13 protein-coding genes and 1 pseudogene are annotated in these 16,240 nt (G+C 45.4%); 10 read left to right on the top strand and 4 right to left on the bottom strand.

Going from position 1 to position 16,240, the window contains the following annotated elements:
* Nucleotides 1-140 precede the first annotated feature (140 nt).
* On the top strand, nt 141-1,409 hold the full coding sequence (locus VEJY3_RS13705; protein ID WP_014233050.1) for a DUF2254 domain-containing protein: 1,269 nt from the start codon (nt 141-143) through the stop codon (nt 1,407-1,409).
* Nucleotides 1,410-1,602: 193 nt separating this feature from the next.
* Nucleotides 1,603-2,082, top strand: coding sequence for an RDD family protein (locus VEJY3_RS13710; protein ID WP_014233051.1), 480 nt, complete (start codon nt 1,603-1,605; stop codon nt 2,080-2,082).
* 31 nt (nt 2,083-2,113) lie between these two features.
* Here the strand turns inward: VEJY3_RS13710 and lptG are convergent, their stop codons facing one another.
* Together lptG and lptF are read right to left on the bottom strand one after the other, a co-directional pair.
* The gene (gene lptG / locus VEJY3_RS13715; protein WP_014233052.1) at nt 2,114-3,184 is read right to left on the bottom strand and encodes an LPS export ABC transporter permease LptG; all 1,071 of its coding nucleotides are present in this window, start codon (nt 3,182-3,184) and stop codon (nt 2,114-2,116) included.
* 3 nt (nt 3,185-3,187) lie between these two features.
* The gene (gene lptF, locus VEJY3_RS13720; protein ID WP_014233053.1) at nt 3,188-4,288 is read right to left on the bottom strand and encodes an LPS export ABC transporter permease LptF; all 1,101 of its coding nucleotides are present in this window, start codon (nt 4,286-4,288) and stop codon (nt 3,188-3,190) included.
* A 200-nt stretch (nt 4,289-4,488) separates the two neighbouring features.
* Between lptF and pepA the strand changes: the two genes are divergently transcribed.
* The 5 genes and pseudogenes from pepA to VEJY3_RS13745 all read left to right on the top strand — a co-directional run.
* On the top strand, nt 4,489-5,997 hold the full coding sequence (gene pepA, locus VEJY3_RS13725; protein ID WP_014233054.1) for a leucyl aminopeptidase: 1,509 nt from the start codon (nt 4,489-4,491) through the stop codon (nt 5,995-5,997).
* A gap of 102 nt (nt 5,998-6,099) precedes the next feature.
* Nucleotides 6,100-6,549 carry a DNA polymerase III subunit chi gene (locus VEJY3_RS13730; protein WP_014233055.1) on the top strand — a complete coding sequence of 150 codons (450 nt, stop codon included), beginning with the start codon at nt 6,100-6,102 and terminating at the stop codon, nt 6,547-6,549.
* Between the two features lie 159 nt (nt 6,550-6,708).
* The gene (locus tag VEJY3_RS13735) at nt 6,709-9,567 is read left to right on the top strand and encodes a valine--tRNA ligase (protein ID WP_014233056.1); all 2,859 of its coding nucleotides are present in this window, start codon (nt 6,709-6,711) and stop codon (nt 9,565-9,567) included.
* A 204-nt stretch (nt 9,568-9,771) separates the two neighbouring features.
* Nucleotides 9,772-10,176: a DUF2061 domain-containing protein gene (locus VEJY3_RS13740; RefSeq protein WP_014233057.1), complete on the top strand. Its 405-nt coding sequence runs from the start codon at nt 9,772-9,774 to the stop codon at nt 10,174-10,176.
* Between the two features lie 69 nt (nt 10,177-10,245).
* Nucleotides 10,246-10,716 (top strand): annotated as a pseudogene (locus VEJY3_RS13745) (GNAT family N-acetyltransferase); the annotation flags it as partial.
* 20 nt (nt 10,717-10,736) lie between these two features.
* Here VEJY3_RS13745 and VEJY3_RS13750 read toward each other — a convergent pair.
* Both VEJY3_RS13750 and rraB read right to left on the bottom strand, forming a co-directional pair.
* Nucleotides 10,737-11,537 carry a hypothetical protein gene (locus tag VEJY3_RS13750; RefSeq protein WP_014233059.1) on the bottom strand — a complete coding sequence of 267 codons (801 nt, stop codon included), beginning with the start codon at nt 11,535-11,537 and terminating at the stop codon, nt 10,737-10,739.
* Between the two features lie 146 nt (nt 11,538-11,683).
* Nucleotides 11,684-12,100 carry a ribonuclease E inhibitor RraB gene (gene rraB / locus VEJY3_RS13755; protein ID WP_014233060.1) on the bottom strand — a complete coding sequence of 139 codons (417 nt, stop codon included), beginning with the start codon at nt 12,098-12,100 and terminating at the stop codon, nt 11,684-11,686.
* A 558-nt stretch (nt 12,101-12,658) separates the two neighbouring features.
* Here rraB and arcA point away from each other — a divergent pair.
* The 3 genes from arcA to pyrB all read left to right on the top strand — a co-directional run bounded on the left by arcA (nt 12,659) and on the right by pyrB (nt 16,240).
* A complete protein-coding gene (gene arcA, locus VEJY3_RS13760; protein ID WP_014233061.1) occupies nt 12,659-13,882 on the top strand; it encodes an arginine deiminase in 1,224 nt (407 codons plus the stop codon).
* A gap of 150 nt (nt 13,883-14,032) precedes the next feature.
* Nucleotides 14,033-15,037 carry an ornithine carbamoyltransferase gene (locus VEJY3_RS13765; protein ID WP_014233062.1) on the top strand — a complete coding sequence of 335 codons (1,005 nt, stop codon included), beginning with the start codon at nt 14,033-14,035 and terminating at the stop codon, nt 15,035-15,037.
* Between the two features lie 273 nt (nt 15,038-15,310).
* The gene (gene pyrB / locus VEJY3_RS13770) at nt 15,311-16,240 is read left to right on the top strand and encodes an aspartate carbamoyltransferase (protein WP_014233063.1); all 930 of its coding nucleotides are present in this window, start codon (nt 15,311-15,313) and stop codon (nt 16,238-16,240) included.

Consider the following 16,240-nt stretch of genomic DNA (forward strand, 5'->3'; position numbering starts at 1 on the left):
AATATGCTGATATACGTGCCTTTTCATTATGACTCATCAAACATTAATCAGACTTCAAAAAATTTAACCTATGCTTTAACAATACTAACGTTTTGAATTTTATATCCACTTTCGAATTATTGTTCGATAGGAGTCAGAGAATGACAGGATCTAAATGGCAGTGGTTGTTAAAACAGGTAACCCGCAAACTATGGGTTCGAACATCATTATTCGCCTTACTTGCGGTCGCTACCGCTTTGATGTCGATTGTTTTAAACGAATTCGTCGTACTGCCTCCCGCGATTAACGTCAGCAGTGAACTACTGAATAACATACTCAATATTCTGGCGACCTCAATGTTGGCGGTAACTACCTTTTCGCTCAATATCATGGTCTCAGCCTACACCGCCGCCAGTGCGGGAGTGACACCAAGAGCCACGAAGTTATTGATGGAAGACAGCACAACGCAAAATGCACTGGCGACGTTTCTTGGTTCGTTCTTATTTAGTCTGGTGGGGATTATCGCGCTTGGTGTTGGTGCCTATCACGAACAGGCGCGCATCTATCTGTTCATCGTGACTATGGTTGTCATCGTGATGATCATACTTACCCTACTGCGCTGGATTCAGCACTTATCGGTACTTGGAAGAGTTTCAGAAACAACGTCAAAAGTCGAACAAGCTCTGATAAGTGCGATTCGCAAGCGTGGAAATGAGCCTTGGCTTGGAGCCCGCCCCTGGAGTCACCCAGAACATAAACCTAGGGGAAGCAAACCTATTTACAGCCAAGAAATTGGTTACTTACAGCATATAGATATGCACCATCTCGACGGCATTGCGGAAGAGAACCAATGCACCATTTACATAGAGCGTCAGCCGGGTAACTTTGTTTACTCAGGGCAACCCATAGCTTGGTTATGTGGAGAACTAGAAGAAGAAAGCGAAGTTAGCGCAGCTTTCACCATTCGAACAGAGCGTTCCTTCGACCAAGACCCTCGTTTTGGCTTGGTCGTTTTGGCGGAAATCGCTTCAAGAGCACTGTCTCCTGCAGTCAATGATAACGGCACCGCCATTGATGTACTCGGGCGCGCTATAAGGGCATTATCACTTTGGGGAGAGTTACTAAAGCAAAGACCCATAAAAACGCGTTTTCCTCGATTGTTTGTGCCTTCATTAAGCTGCCAAGATTTGTTTGATGATGTCTTTTTGCCTATAGCACATGATGGCGCAGCTCAACTCCAAGTTCAGATTCGCTTGCAAAAATCATTGTTAGCGATATCGAGCATGCATCCCAAACTCTTCGCCTCTCCGGCCCAAAAACTGTCAGAAAAAGCATTGGAACTCGCACTGTCTCAACATTATACCGAAGACGAAAAACACCAACTCTCTCAGCTTTCCCATCAGGTAATAGACCAGAAATTTCATGACTGAAAACCAAAACGATTCGAACTGAATTGAAGAATTCCCAATACATTCTCTCTTATCCCCTCCCCTATCAACGATAAGTACGGCTGTAAAAGGCTGGATTTCGCCACAATTGGAGACTCTGTGCGTTGGCTCTCTTTTCACATGGGGAGGGAATCTATATTCTGACGCACAATTTGTTAAGGTAAGTGATGGAATTATGACTACTTCTACAACTCTTCCAACGGCAGGACTCTTTCGTCGATTAGCTGCTTTGGTCTATGACTCGTTGATTGTCATTGCGATAGAAATGATGGCAGCCGGCGTGGTTATGGCCATTGTCTTTGCACTCAATGCCGCTGGGTTACTGAGCTATGGGGAATATGTCGATGCTGCGGATATGTTATCGAAGCACCCTGTAATAAGCCCGATCTTTACGCTGTATTTAGCGGTAGTTTGGATCTATTTCTTTGTTTTCTTCTGGACTCGTGCAGGTCAGACACTTGGTATGCGTGCCTGGAAACTTCAAGTACGTAACGCCGCTGACGATGCACCAATCACTGTCACTCAAGCGCTTATTCGTATTGCAACTTCAGGGTTCGGGTTAGCCAACCTGACGGTACCCATCGATCCGCAGAAACGCGGTTTCCACGACATGTGGGCCAAAACTAAAGTGGTTGTGTTACCGAAAGCACAATAAAAAAGGAAGGCATTGGCCTTCCTTTTTCTTTTTACAATTTTCTTCTTAGTAGCGATACCGCAATAGCGAGGAATACCAGGCTTGGTGCCAATGCGCCAAACACGGGAGGTATCCCGTATACCAGAGTCAACGGTCCGAAAAACTCACTGGAAATATAAAAAGTAAAGCCAGCGACTACCCCTGACAACACCCGTGCCCCCATCGTCACGCTACGCAGCGGACCAAATACAAACGACAATGCCATCAACATCATGACCGCAATGGAGAGTGGTTGAGTCAGTTTACGCCAGAACGCAAGCTCGTAACGTGAAGCATCCTGTTCTGATGCTTTCAAGTACGTCACGTAATCGTACAAACCGCTAAGTGATAATTCTTCTGGCTTAACCGTCACAACGGCAAGCTTGTCTGGTGCCAGTGACGTTTGCCATTCCATTTGGTCGACACTTTGCTTGGATATCACGGTCTCACCTTGCATATCGGTGATTTGCACGTCTTTCATGACCCAGTTGTTGTCTTGCTCATAGTCCACTTCTTCAGCAAAGATCACTTTTTGGAGGTTCTTATCCTCATCGAAGCGCCACATATTCAGCGCATACAATTTGTCGTCTTCGACTTTGCCGATAAAGATAAAATCGTTCGCATCCCTAGCCCAAACTCCGGCCCGGACGGACACAATACTACCGCCAGATATTGCAAAGGAGCGTAGGTCACGAGCCATCTTTTGAGCTTCTGGCGCGCCCCACTGACCAAGCGTCATAACAATAAGCATTAAAGGCACGGCAGTTTTCAATACGGATAAACCGATATCCAATTTGGAAAAGCCTGCAGCCTGCATAACCACCAGCTCAGAGCTTGATGCTAGCATCCCCAAACCAATCAAAGCGCCCAGCAGTGCCGCCATTGGGAAAAACATTTCTATGTCGCGAGGAATACTCAACAGTACAAAGTAAAGTGCATGCATTAGGTCATACACACCTCGACCAACTTTACGCAACTGTTCTACGTATTTGATGATGCCAGACAAGCCAACAAAGGTGGCCAAAACCAAGGCTGTGGTCGAAATAATGGTTCTACCGATATAAAGGTCTAAAATTTTGAACACGGCTTACGCTAGCCTCTTCTTGCGGAATTTTTCTTTCATTCGTCGAGCTGGAACGCTGTCCATCATGTTAGCCAAAATAGCGACTATCAGTAACATCGCATTGATTGGCCACATTCCAACGGTCGTCGGTATAGAGCCATCTTCCAGTGCCGATTTCGTTGCGCTGATGGCCAGGAAGTAAGCCAAATAAATCAGAATCGCTGGGCCCATTTTAGCGAATCGTCCCTGACGCGGATTAACGGCAGACAACGGAATAACCAACATCGTGAGCAATGGAATACATACAAACAGTGAAATTCGCCATTGCAGCTCGGCTTGCGCTTCAGAATCCGGATGACCAATCAAATCGGCCGTAGGGTAAGCTTCCCAGTCCCTGCCTTTCTTTTTCACTTCGCGCTGACCAATCACCCCTTCGTACTGATCGAACTTGGTGATCATATATTCCACGCGAGTAGGAACACCTTCATAGCGCGTACCTTCTTTCATCGTGATGATCTGTCGTCCGTCTGACAGCTCTTTCACTTCGCCTGAAGAAGAAAACATCACGCTAGGCAGAACAGAATCCCGAGGGCGCATCTGGGCAACAAACACATTGCTCAGCGTGTTGTCTTTAATGTCATCGATGAACACCACAGAAGAGCCATCTGGCGTACCCTGAAATTGGCCTTTTTGAAGAAGGTCGACGCTATTTTCAGCCGCAACCTGCTCGTAGAGCTGTTCCACTCTTTCTTGCGACCATGGTGATAACCACAGAGCGTTAAATGCCGCCACAGCAGAAGTAATCAGAGCTAAGTAAAGTGCCGCTTGCACCAAAAACTTGTTTCCGATCCCCGTCGCATTCATAACGACAATTTCACTCTCCGCATACAGACGACCAAAAGTGATCAATATGCCGATATACAAACTCAACGGCAGCATCAATAAGCCCATTGCTGGCATATTCAAACCAACAATTGAGAAGATCAATCCAGCGGGAATATCCCCGTCAGAAGCGTCTGCGAGAACACTGATGAACTTTTGGCTCAGAAACACCAAAAAAAGTACGAAAAAGATCGCAAATTGACTCTTGAGTGTTTCGCGGATCAAATATCTAACAATAATCACGCTGAAATTACCTATACAAAACTTGTTTTTTTGGTCGAATCACTATAGTTTCCCGTTGAACCATTTATTTTTTGAAAAATTATAAACTAAATGTTAGTCGCTTAATTAGCTCTGCATGTAAGCCTGGAGCTAAAATTCAACAAGTAAGCGATCATTATCTAACATTTAGAGCAATTTGTCTTCAGGATGTAGGAGTACGCATGGAGTTCAGTGTAAAAAGTGGCAGTCCAGAGAAACAACGTAGCGCATGTATCGTTGTTGGTGTGTTTGAACCACGTCGCCTTTCTCCAGTAGCCGAACAACTTGATAAAATCAGTGACGGTTACATCAGTTCATTACTTCGCCGTGGTGATCTAGAGGGTAAACCTGGCCAGATGCTACTACTGCATCAAGTACCAGGAGTGCTGTCAGAACGCGTTTTACTTGTCGGTTGTGGTAAAGAACGTGAGCTAGGCGAGCGCCAGTACAAGGAAATCATTCAAAAGACGATCAGTACACTTAACGAAACAGGCTCAATGGAAGCCGTATGTTTTCTGACTGAGCTGCACGTTAAAGGCCGCGACACTTACTGGAAAGTTCGTCAGGCAGTTGAAGCGACTAAAGATGGTCTGTACACATTTAACCAGTTCAAGAGCGTTAGGCCAGAAACTCGCCGCCCACTGCGTAAGCTTGTTTTCAACGTACCAACTCGTCGTGAATTGAGCCTGGGTGAAAAAGCGATCACTCATGGTCTTGCTATCGCGTCTGGCGTAAAAGCGTCAAAAGACCTTGGCAACATGCCACCAAACGTAGCAAACCCAGCCTACCTTGCGTCACAAGCTCGTCGTCTAGCAGACGATTACGAAACCGTGACCACCAAAATCATTGGTGAGCAAGAGATGGAAAAACTGGGCATGACATCATACCTAGCGGTAGGTCGTGGTTCGAAAAACGAATCTATGATGTCAATCATCGAGTACAAGGGTAACCCTGACTCAGATGCAAAACCGATCGTACTTGTTGGTAAAGGCCTAACGTTCGATTCAGGCGGTATCTCACTGAAACCTGGTGAAGGTATGGATGAGATGAAGTACGACATGTGTGGTGCGGCATCTGTATTCGGTACAATGAAAGCGTTGGCGAAACTAAACCTGCCTATTAACGTGATTGGTGTTCTGGCTGGCTGTGAAAACATGCCGGGTAGCAACGCTTACCGTCCAGGTGATATTTTAACAACGATGTCTGGTCAAACCGTTGAAGTACTTAATACTGACGCGGAAGGCCGTTTGGTTCTTTGTGACGCACTAACTTATGTAGAGCGTTTCGAACCAGATTGTGTGGTAGACGTTGCTACGCTAACAGGTGCTTGTGTTATCGCACTTGGTCACCATATCAGTGGCGTACTTTCAAACCATAACCCACTTGCACATGAGCTGGTAAACGCTTCTGAGCAAGCAAGTGACCGTGCATGGCGTCTACCTATGGCAGACGAGTACCACGAGCAGCTGAAGAGCCCATTTGCTGACATGCAAAACATCGGCGGTCGTCCTGCTGGTACTATCACTGCTGGTTGTTTCTTGTCAAAATTTGCTAAAAAGTACAACTGGGCACACTTGGACATCGCAGGTACTGCTTGGAAATCAGGCGCAGCGAAAGGCTCAACAGGCCGTCCTGTCTCAATGCTAGTCCAATTCCTTTTGAACCGCAGCGGCCAAGAGACAGAAGAATAATTTCTGAACTAAATCGAAAAGGGCCGCAAGGCCCTTTTTTATTGTCACAATATTCTCTATAACAAGAGTCGTAAGGTGAGATCAGAACTAAGCGAGAGAATGATGCAAACCGCAACTTTCTACATCATCAAAGAAGACAGCCCACAAGCGCAGCTCACTGGCTTTGAAGAGTATGTCGTATTTTTGGCTCAGCACTTTGCCCGCCAAGGCGCTAAAGTATATCTGAACTGCAACGACAAAATGCATGCCGAGCAGCTCGCTGAAGCTTTCTGGCAAATTGATGCAGACAAGTTCATGGCACATAATCTCGTAGGTGAAGGCCCTAAATACGCCACCAACATTGAAATTGGACATCATGGTGTAAAACCGTCTTGGAATCGCCAATTAGTAATTAATTTGGCGGAAAATGAGACAACCTTTGCGAACAAGTTTGCTCAAGTGGTAGACTTCGTGCCCTGCGAAGAAAAAGCTAAACAGCTCGCAAGAGAAAGATATAAAATTTACCGACAAGCAGGCTACCAACTGCAGACGATAGAAATTCAATATCCTTAAGGGTCAATCCTTATAGTTAAGCTCTCTCTTTAGAGAGTTCACTTATAGAGATTGACTAAGATTTACCATTAACCAGAATCAAACCTCTAAATAGTTGAGCTTCGATTAAGGCAATTAAAGCCACAATCCGCCCAAATATGACGAGGAAAAATGAGCGCTATGGAAAAAACATATAACCCAACTTCAATCGAACAAGCTCTGTATCAGACTTGGGAAGAGAAAGGCTACTTCAAGCCACACGGTGACACTACTAAAGAATCATACAGCATCATGATCCCGCCACCGAACGTCACTGGTAGCCTACACATGGGCCACGCGTTCCAAGATACGATCATGGATACGCTTATCCGTTGTGAACGTATGAAGGGTAAAAACACCCTTTGGCAAGTAGGTACTGACCACGCTGGTATCGCAACTCAGATGGTTGTTGAGCGCAAGATCGCGGCAGAAGAAGGCAAAACCAAAAACGATTACGGTCGTGAAGCTTTCATTGACAAAATCTGGGAATGGAAAGGTGAATCTGGTGGCACCATCACTAAACAGCTACGTCGTCTTGGCGCGTCAGTAGACTGGGATCGTGAACGCTTTACGATGGATGATGGCCTGTCAAATGCAGTACAGGAAGTTTTTGTTCGTCTGTACGAAGATGACCTAATCTACCGTGGTAAGCGTCTGGTTAACTGGGATCCAAAGCTACACACAGCAATCTCAGATCTAGAAGTAGAAAACAAAGACACTAAAGGCAACATGTGGCATTTCCGCTACCCGCTAGCGGATGGCGTAAAAACGGCTGACGGTAAAGATTACATCGTCGTTGCAACCACTCGTCCAGAAACCGTACTTGGTGATACCGGTGTTGCTGTAAACCCTGAAGATCCACGTTACAAAGATCTTATCGGTAAAGAAATCATTCTTCCTATCGTTGACCGTCGCATCCCTATCGTAGGTGACGAGCACGCGGATATGGAAAAAGGCACTGGTTGTGTGAAAATCACACCGGCGCACGACTTCAATGACTACGAAGTGGGTAAGCGTCACCAGCTACCAATGATCAACATTTTGACTTTTGACGCCAACATCCGTGACGCGGCTGAAGTATTCAACACCAACGGCGAAGCAAGCGAAGCATACAGCACAGAGCTTCCAGCTAAATACCACGGCATGGAGCGTTTTGCTGCGCGTAAAGCTGTCGTTGCTGAATTCGACGAGCTAGGCCTACTTGAAGAAGTGAAAGATCACGATCTACAAGTTCCTTACGGCGACCGTGGTGGCGTGGTTATCGAACCAATGCTAACTGACCAATGGTACGTACGTACTGCGCCTCTAGCGAAAACAGCGGTTGAAGCAGTTGAAAACGGCGACATCCAGTTCGTGCCTAAGCAATACGAAAACATGTACTTCTCTTGGATGCGTGACGTTCAAGACTGGTGTATCTCTCGTCAGCTATGGTGGGGTCACCGTATCCCAGCTTGGTACGACAACCAAGGCAATGTTTACGTAGGTCGCACTGAGGAAGAAGTTCGTCGCAACAACAACCTAGAGTCAGTCATTGAGCTGCACCAAGACGAAGACGTACTGGATACCTGGTTCTCTTCTGCTTTATGGACGTTCGGTACTCAAGGTTGGCCAGAGCAAACTGACGATCTGAAAGTATTCCACCCTTCAGACGTACTAGTCACTGGTTTCGACATCATCTTCTTCTGGGTTGCGCGCATGATCATGATGACCATGCACTTCGTGAAAGACGAAGACGGCAAGCCACAAGTACCATTCAAAACCGTTTACGTTACCGGTCTAATCCGTGACGAAAATGGCGACAAGATGTCTAAGTCGAAAGGTAACGTGCTTGACCCAATCGACATGATCGATGGTATCGACCTAGAGTCTCTGGTTGAGAAGCGCACTGGCAACATGATGCAGCCTCAGCTAGCGAAGAAGATCGAGAAGAACACTCGTAAGACGTTTGAAAACGGTATCGAAGCATACGGTACCGACGCACTTCGTTTCACTCTTGCAGCAATGGCATCAACAGGTCGCGATATCAACTGGGATATGAAGCGTCTTGAAGGTTACCGCAACTTCTGTAACAAACTATGGAACGCTAGCCGTTACGTAATGATGAACACAGAAGAGCAAGATTGTGGCTTCAACGGTGGTGACATTGAATACTCACTAGCGGACAAGTGGATCGAGTCTCAGTTTGAACTAGCAGCGAAAGCGTTCAACAACCATATCGACAACTTCCGTCTGGATATGGCGTCAAACACGCTTTACGAATTCATCTGGAACCAATTCTGTGACTGGTACCTAGAGCTAACGAAACCTGTTCTATGGAAAGGCACTGAAGCGCAGCAACGTGGTACTCGTCGTACACTAATCACGGTTCTTGAGAAGACACTACGTCTGGCTCACCCAGTGATTCCTTACATCACAGAGACTATCTGGCAAAGCATCAAGCCACTAGTCGATGGTGTTGAAGGTGAGACAATCATGCTTCAAGCTCTACCTCAATTCGACGAAGCGAACTTCCATCAAGAAGCGCTAGACGACATCGAGTGGGTTAAAGCGTTCATCACTAGCATCCGTAACCTACGTGCTGAGTACGACATCAACCCGGGTAAACCACTTGATGTAATGCTAAAAGCAGCAAGCAAAGAAGATGCGACTCGTCTAGAAGCGAACAAGCAAGTACTGATGTCTCTGGCGAAGCTAGAAGCGGTACGCGTTCTTGAAGCTGGCGAAGAAACACCTGCGTGTGCAACAGCATTGGTTGGTAAGTCTGAGCTGATGATCCCAATGGCGGGTCTTATCGACAAAGATGCAGAACTTGCGCGTCTTGATGGCGAAATCAAGAAAACGCACGGCGAGATCAAGCGTATTGAAGGCAAACTTGGTAACGAAGGCTTCGTAGCGAAAGCACCTGAAGCGGTTGTTGCTAAAGAGCGCGAGAAGCTTGAAGGCTACAAAGAAACACTGGCTAAGCTAGAAGAGCAAAAAACCACAATTGCAGCTCTTTAATCGCTAAAGCAAAAACAGAAGCCAAACGCTTCTATGCTTGAATCAAAAAGGTTGGTCATCAAGGCCAACCTTTTTTGTATCTTCCCTTCGCAACGTACGCATTGATAGCTTTCCCCTATTGAATTAATACTCACCACCCATTAGCGACAATGAGAATTATTATCGATAATAAACTCATCGAAACAAACACGATGAGTAATTATCATGAAAAAGACACTAACTTTCGCTGCATTACATTTTACTATCGCATTTAGTGTCGCTTACGTACTTACTGGCGACATCTTAATTGGTAGTTTAATTGCCATGATCGAGCCATCAGTAAACACGGTCGCTTTCTACTTTCATGAAAAAGCTTGGACAAGTGTTCCCGCTTTAAAAGCTCGTCAATTCATGACCAAGCTAAAAACCGCAAGTTTCGCAACCGTACACTTTAGCGTAGCGTTTACGGTGGTTTACTTGTTAACGGGTGATGTATTTATTGGTGGTGTCATGGCAATGCTAGAGCCATCTATAAACACAGTGGCGTACTATTTCCACGAGAAAGTTTGGTTACGTAAATCTGCAAACCAAGCACCTTCATCTCACTTTGGTTTGCATCGACATGCCTAACCGCAATATATTGAGCCCTTAAGGGCTCATTTTTGTAGGCAAAGCATGGAACAAATAGCACACTTCACTCTCCGCTCTATCACACCAGAAGATAACCCAAACATAGCAAGCGTCATTCGCCAGGTCTCAGCCGAGTATGGTCTAACCGCTGACAAAGGCTATGGCGTGGCAGACCCAACGCTGGATGACATGTATTCTGTCTACAATCAACAAGGCGCAGCGTATTGGGTGATTGAGCACAATGGTGTGATCGTTGGTGGTGGAGGTTTTGCGCCACTGGCAGGAGAACCTAACGTGTGCGAGCTACAAAAGATGTACTTCTTGCCACAAACTCGTGGACACGGGCTGGCCAAACGTATTGTGGCTCTGAGTCTGCAATTAGCAAAGCAACTTGGTTATCAGAAGTGTTATTTGGAAACCACCGAGTGCTTAAAAGAAGCCATTGGTTTGTATGAGAAGTTGGGGTTTGAGCATTTAGATGCCCCGCTTGGACAAACAGGGCATGATGCGTGTGAAGTCGTGATGCTCAAATCGCTGTAGGCATTTAAGCACACCCAATTTTAGAGTACTAAGTGGGTAACACAAAGATCCTGGCTTAATGCCACTGAAAAATCTTGGCGTTGCCCATCTAGCTCTACTGACAATTGGTAGAGATCGCTTGGATTTGGGTTATTGAGATCAGCGTATTTTGGCGCTTCGATCTGAAACAGAGCGCTAGCATGCTCAGCACGCACATCAATTGGTATGTGGTAAGTCATGCCGTTGAATTTGACCGATGCAGAAACCAACCCCGCTGCGAATGTCTGATAATAAAGATCAACCTTAAACTCACAACCACCACCATGGTGCCAGATCTGCTCAGTGGCAACTCGCTCTAAACGAACGTTGCGAATAAATTGTAGGTAAGGCTCCCGCCATACACCTATGCGATCGTCGCTTTTCTTATACTCTTGATCGGTAAGAGCGCACAGTTCCGGCCGATCTTCCTCAAACATTAAGTCTTCTTCTTCCTCTAAGAATAAAATCTCAAAGCGGTTACGTCCCATCTGCATGAACGGACGAATGTCTTTCTTATACACATTCTGAGTACCATCGCAGTCAAACAGTGCCACGCCGTTCAACCGTACTTCGGCATGGTAGTCGACGCCACCTAATACCATTTCTACCGCAGGGAATGCCATCATGGACTCATCCACTTCAATATCATGCATTAAGTGCCATTCTTGCTGACAGATTACTTCTTCTGTCAATTCGTCTGGAAGTACCTGACTTAATGGAGCCGGGAAAGTGATGTCATCCTGAGGGATAGATAGGTCCGTAAGTGGAGAGACTTGCCATAAACCGGCGAGTGACTGTTGCATATACACCTTGAGCTAGATCAATTTTCTATGCATTATGGTAAAAAAACCACACAAGCTCAATGTGAATTAGTTTCATACCTTATCGTTATCAATTGTTAGACATAAAAAAACCAGCTAAATAGCTGGCTTTTTCAATCAAGGAGAGACTATTCTTCGTCTTCATCATCTTCGTCAGAGTATAGAGCGTCTTCGCCCTCGTAATAGGTACCCCAACCGTCATAAATAATGTCGTACTTTTCAGCGAGATGAACCAGCTTCTCAACTTGAGCATCAATTGCTTCTGCATCGAGTGCAGATTCCATCGTCGCATCACAGCAAAGTAGTTTGTTGCCGTCTTCGTCTTCTGTCTCTTCTGCTTCAAGTACTTCAAAGCCCATCTTAAATGCTTCAACAACCGCTTTTTCTAGCGTATCGAAATCTTCTGCAAATAGGTGGTGCTCAATTTCGTATAGCGAATCTGGATCGCTGCCATCTTCTAGCAATGCTGCAATGATATCGCGAGTCTCTTCCTTTTGAATCTCAATTAATTCTTCTACTGATAGATATTCATCTTCGTGAGACATGTTTTGGCTCCAGATTAGTTACTTGGTGGAAACGATCCGGTGAAATATGGCACGGATTGAGACGAAAAGCCACTAACAAACACCAAACCACAGTGATTGTTGTCAATTATTCCTTGATAAATATTAAATCCCTCTCACAAGGTCACAAAAAGTTAACAAGAAATGCTGTTTTGTAATATTCAGAAGATCCTAATTCGCATAAATAGGGCACAAACCAGCTCTCAATGCGTGTTTATGGTCCTATATTGAATACCGAGACGCCTTGCATTCTCTACTCAGCGAATAAAGAGAACCCCAAAATGCATATTTTAGAATATATATGCACATTTTATGCATTAAGCATGTAATATGCTCAAGTCAGACCAAAAGAATAAAAACGCACTTAACGCCAAAGCATAAAAACAACACAAAAAACCACCAATAGTATCCAATATCAACAAATCTGGATTTTTAATTTAAAATTAAAACGATTAACAAAATATTATCAAAGTTAACTAACTTGCATCTTATCCATAAGGTTGTCATAAATAGCGGCTGGTAAATCTGTAAGGACACAAAATGAGTAAGCTGTACGTTGGATCAGAAGTTGGTCAATTAAGACGAGTTCTTTTAAATCGCCCTGAGCGCGCCCTAACCCACTTAACGCCATCTAACTGTCATGAGTTATTGTTTGATGATGTTCTTGCGGTAGAAGCAGCAGGCGAAGAGCATGATGCTTTCGCTCGTACTTTACGCGACCAAGATGTAGAAGTACTTCTACTTCACGATTTACTAGTCGAAACCCTCGCGGTTCCAGAAGCGAAAAAGTGGCTATTGGATACTCAGATCTCTGATTTCCGTTACGGCCCGACCTTTGCCCGTGATCTTCGCGCGTATTTTACAGAGATGGACAATGAACACCTTGCTTCAGTATTGCTAGGTGGCTTGGCCTACTCTGAGCTCCCTATCAAATCATCTTCTATGCTACCGAAGATGCGTCGCCCTCTAGACTTTGTTATTGAACCATTGCCAAACCATCTATTTACCCGCGATACATCTTGCTGGGTATACGGCGGTGTTTCTCTGAACCCAATGATGATGCCTGCACGTCAACGCGAAACAAACCATTTGCGTGCAATTTACCGCTGGCACCCAATCTTTGCAGGTCAAGACTTCATTAAATACTTTGGCGATGAAGACCTACACTACGATAACGCCAACGTTGAAGGCGGTGATGTTCTGGTTATCGGTAAGGGCGCAGTTCTGGTAGGTATGTCTGAACGTACCACGGCGCAAGGTGTAGAAAATCTGGCTGCTAACCTGTTTAAAGCAGGTCAGGCAACAGAAGTGATTGCGATTGATCTTCCTAAACACCGTTCATGTATGCACCTGGATACGGTCATGACACACATGGATGTCGATACCTTCTCTGTTTACCCAGAGATCATGCGTAAAGATCTGGATACATGGCGTCTGACTCCGAAAGGCACTGACGGTGAAATGAATGTTGAAGCATCGCACAACTACCTGCATGCGATTGAATCAGCACTTGGCTTAGATCAGCTGAAAATCATCACAACCGGTGGTGACAGCTACGAAGCAGAGCGTGAACAGTGGAATGATGCCAACAACGTACTGACCGTGAAACCAGGTGTGGTAATTGGTTACGAACGTAACGTCTACACCAACGAGAAGTACGATAAAGCCGGCATTCAAGTATTGACGGTACCAGGTAACGAGTTAGGTCGTGGCCGTGGTGGTGCTCGCTGTATGAGCTGTCCGATTGAACGAGACGATATTTAATCTCTTTCCGAATCAGTGAATAAAAACTAAGGTTGATGTGAATACATCAACCTTTTTTAGTTTTTAATTAAAATAATTATTCACAATAAAAGCATTTATATGTTTTAATGCAGTGATTCAAAATCAATCACACGTACAAAGGGACGAGCTATGGCTTTCAATTTACGAAATCGCAACTTTTTGAAGCTGTTGGATTTCTCAACCAAAGAAATCCAGTTCTTGCTCGAACTGTCTGCAGAGCTAAAAAAAGCGAAATATGCAGGAACAGAGCAGAAGAAACTCCAAGGTAAAAACATTGCACTCATCTTTGAGAAATCTTCTACTCGAACCCGATGTGCGTTCGAAGTTGCGGCCTTTGATCAGGGCGCTCAGGTCTCATATATTGGTCCTTCTGGCTCACAAATCGGCCACAAAGAATCAATGAAAGATACCGCGCGTGTATTGGGCCGTATGTATGATGGTATCGAATACCGTGGTTTTGGTCAGGCGATCGTGGAAGATCTCGGTGCTTACGCAGGCGTTCCAGTCTGGAATGGCCTAACCGATGAATTCCATCCGACGCAAATCCTCGCTGACTTCCTAACCATGCAAGAGCATGGACGTGGGAAGAAACTGCATGACATCACCTTTGCCTACCTAGGTGACGCTCGCAATAACATGGGCAACTCACTGATGGTCGGCGCAGCTAAAATGGGCATGGATATTCGTCTTATTGCGCCAAAAGCGTTCTGGCCTGAAGAAGAGCTTGTTGCCACATGTCAGGAAATCGCGCAGCAAACAGGTGCCAAGATCAACCTGACCGAAAGCGTTGAAGAAGGCGTTAAGGGCTGTGACTTCTTGTATACCGATGTTTGGGTATCGATGGGTGAATCTGCAGAAGCTTGGGATGAACGTGTTGCCCTAATGAAGCCTTACCAAATCAATATGGATGTGATTAAACAGACCGGCAATCCGCATGTGAAGTTTATGCACTGTCTACCCGCTTTCCACAATGATGAAACCACCGTCGGTAAAGAAGTGGCTGAGAAATACGGCATGAAAGGTTTGGAAGTGACGGAAGACGTGTTTGAGTCTGAATATTCTATCGTCTTCGATGAAGCAGAAAACCGCATGCACACGATCAAAGCCGTGATGGTGGCAACGCTGGGAAGTTAACGGATTTTAGTAACAAAAACCATGATGTAATCGCTTGCACTAGTAAAAGTTAGGCGTATAATGCTCGGCAATTTGTCTGAGGATTAAGAAATGACCACGCTGATTGCTGCCGTAACAACGCGATTTGCTCTAACTAAGCGACTACGCTTGCGTGGTGTTATTTTCGTTAATTCTATCGATTTTTAAACCTCCCTATTTGGGAGGTTTTTTTATGTCCAAAATTTCTCAAGGTTAATTTTGGAGATAGTCATCACTGTTATAGGGAAGAAGATCATGGCGAACTCGCTTTACCAGAAGCACATCATCTCTATTCCAGAGCTTTCACGTGAAGAGCTGGAACTTATTGTCGCAACCGCAGGTAGCCTGAAAAAGGAACCTCAACCAGAACTGATTAAAAATAAAGTCGTTGCGAGCTGTTTCTTTGAGCCATCAACACGCACACGTCTGTCGTTTGAGACGGCAATTCAACGTGTGGGCGGCGACGTCATTGGTTTTGATAACGATGGAAATACTTCTCTGGCGAAGAAAGGCGAAACCCTTTCTGACTCCGTACAAGTCATCTCTTCGTATGTAGACGCTTTTGTGATGCGTCACCCTCAGGAAGGTGCTGCACGTCTGGCGTCTGAGTTTTCAAACGGCGTACCAGTGATTAACGCAGGTGACGGTGCAAACCAGCATCCAACTCAAACTCTGCTAGACCTTTACACCATCGCAGAAACGCAAGGCCGCTTAGATAACCTTAATGTGGCATTCGTTGGTGACTTAAAATACGGTCGCACCGTTCACTCACTGACTCAGGCTCTGGCGAAGTTCAATAACATCCGCTTCTTCTTTATCGCTCCTGAAGCACTGGCAATGCCTGACTACCTTTGTGAAGAACTGGATGAAGCTGGTATTGAATACACCCTGCTCACTGACATGGAAACCGTCATTCCTGAGCTTGATATCCTGTACATGACCCGCGTACAGAAAGAGCGTTTTGATGAGTCAGAATACGCACACATCAAATCCGCTTACATCCTGACAGCCGCAATGCTGGAAGGTGCGCGCGAGAACCTTAAAGTACTGCACCCTCTACCACGTGTAGATGAAATCACAACGGATGTTGATAAAACACCGCACGCTTACTACTTCCAGCAGGCTCAAAACGGCGTATATGCCCGTCAGGCTTTGTTGGCGCTGGTTCTTAACGAAACACTGTAA

This window comes from Vibrio sp. EJY3 (genome assembly GCF_000241385.1).
Taxonomy (GTDB): Bacteria; Pseudomonadota; Gammaproteobacteria; order Enterobacterales; family Vibrionaceae; genus Vibrio; species Vibrio natriegens.

Bases quoted from the DNA above. Each gene is read 5' to 3' on its own strand.
- VEJY3_RS13705 (WP_014233050.1), top strand. From the start codon at position 141: ATGACAGGATCTAAATGGCAGTGGTTGTTAAAACAGGTAACCCGCAAA.
- VEJY3_RS13710 (WP_014233051.1), top strand. From the start codon at position 1,603: ATGACTACTTCTACAACTCTTCCAACGGCAGGACTCTTTCGTCGATTA.
- pepA (WP_014233054.1), top strand. From the start codon at position 4,489: ATGGAGTTCAGTGTAAAAAGTGGCAGTCCAGAGAAACAACGTAGCGCA.
- VEJY3_RS13730 (WP_014233055.1), top strand. From the start codon at position 6,100: ATGCAAACCGCAACTTTCTACATCATCAAAGAAGACAGCCCACAAGCG.
- VEJY3_RS13735 (WP_014233056.1), top strand. From the start codon at position 6,709: ATGGAAAAAACATATAACCCAACTTCAATCGAACAAGCTCTGTATCAG.
- VEJY3_RS13740 (WP_014233057.1), top strand. From the start codon at position 9,772: ATGAAAAAGACACTAACTTTCGCTGCATTACATTTTACTATCGCATTT.
- VEJY3_RS13750 (WP_014233059.1), bottom strand. From the start codon at position 11,537: ATGCAACAGTCACTCGCCGGTTTATGGCAAGTCTCTCCACTTACGGAC.
- rraB (WP_014233060.1), bottom strand. From the start codon at position 12,100: ATGTCTCACGAAGATGAATATCTATCAGTAGAAGAATTAATTGAGATT.
- arcA (WP_014233061.1), top strand. From the start codon at position 12,659: ATGAGTAAGCTGTACGTTGGATCAGAAGTTGGTCAATTAAGACGAGTT.
- VEJY3_RS13765 (WP_014233062.1), top strand. From the start codon at position 14,033: ATGGCTTTCAATTTACGAAATCGCAACTTTTTGAAGCTGTTGGATTTC.
- pyrB (WP_014233063.1), top strand. From the start codon at position 15,311: ATGGCGAACTCGCTTTACCAGAAGCACATCATCTCTATTCCAGAGCTT.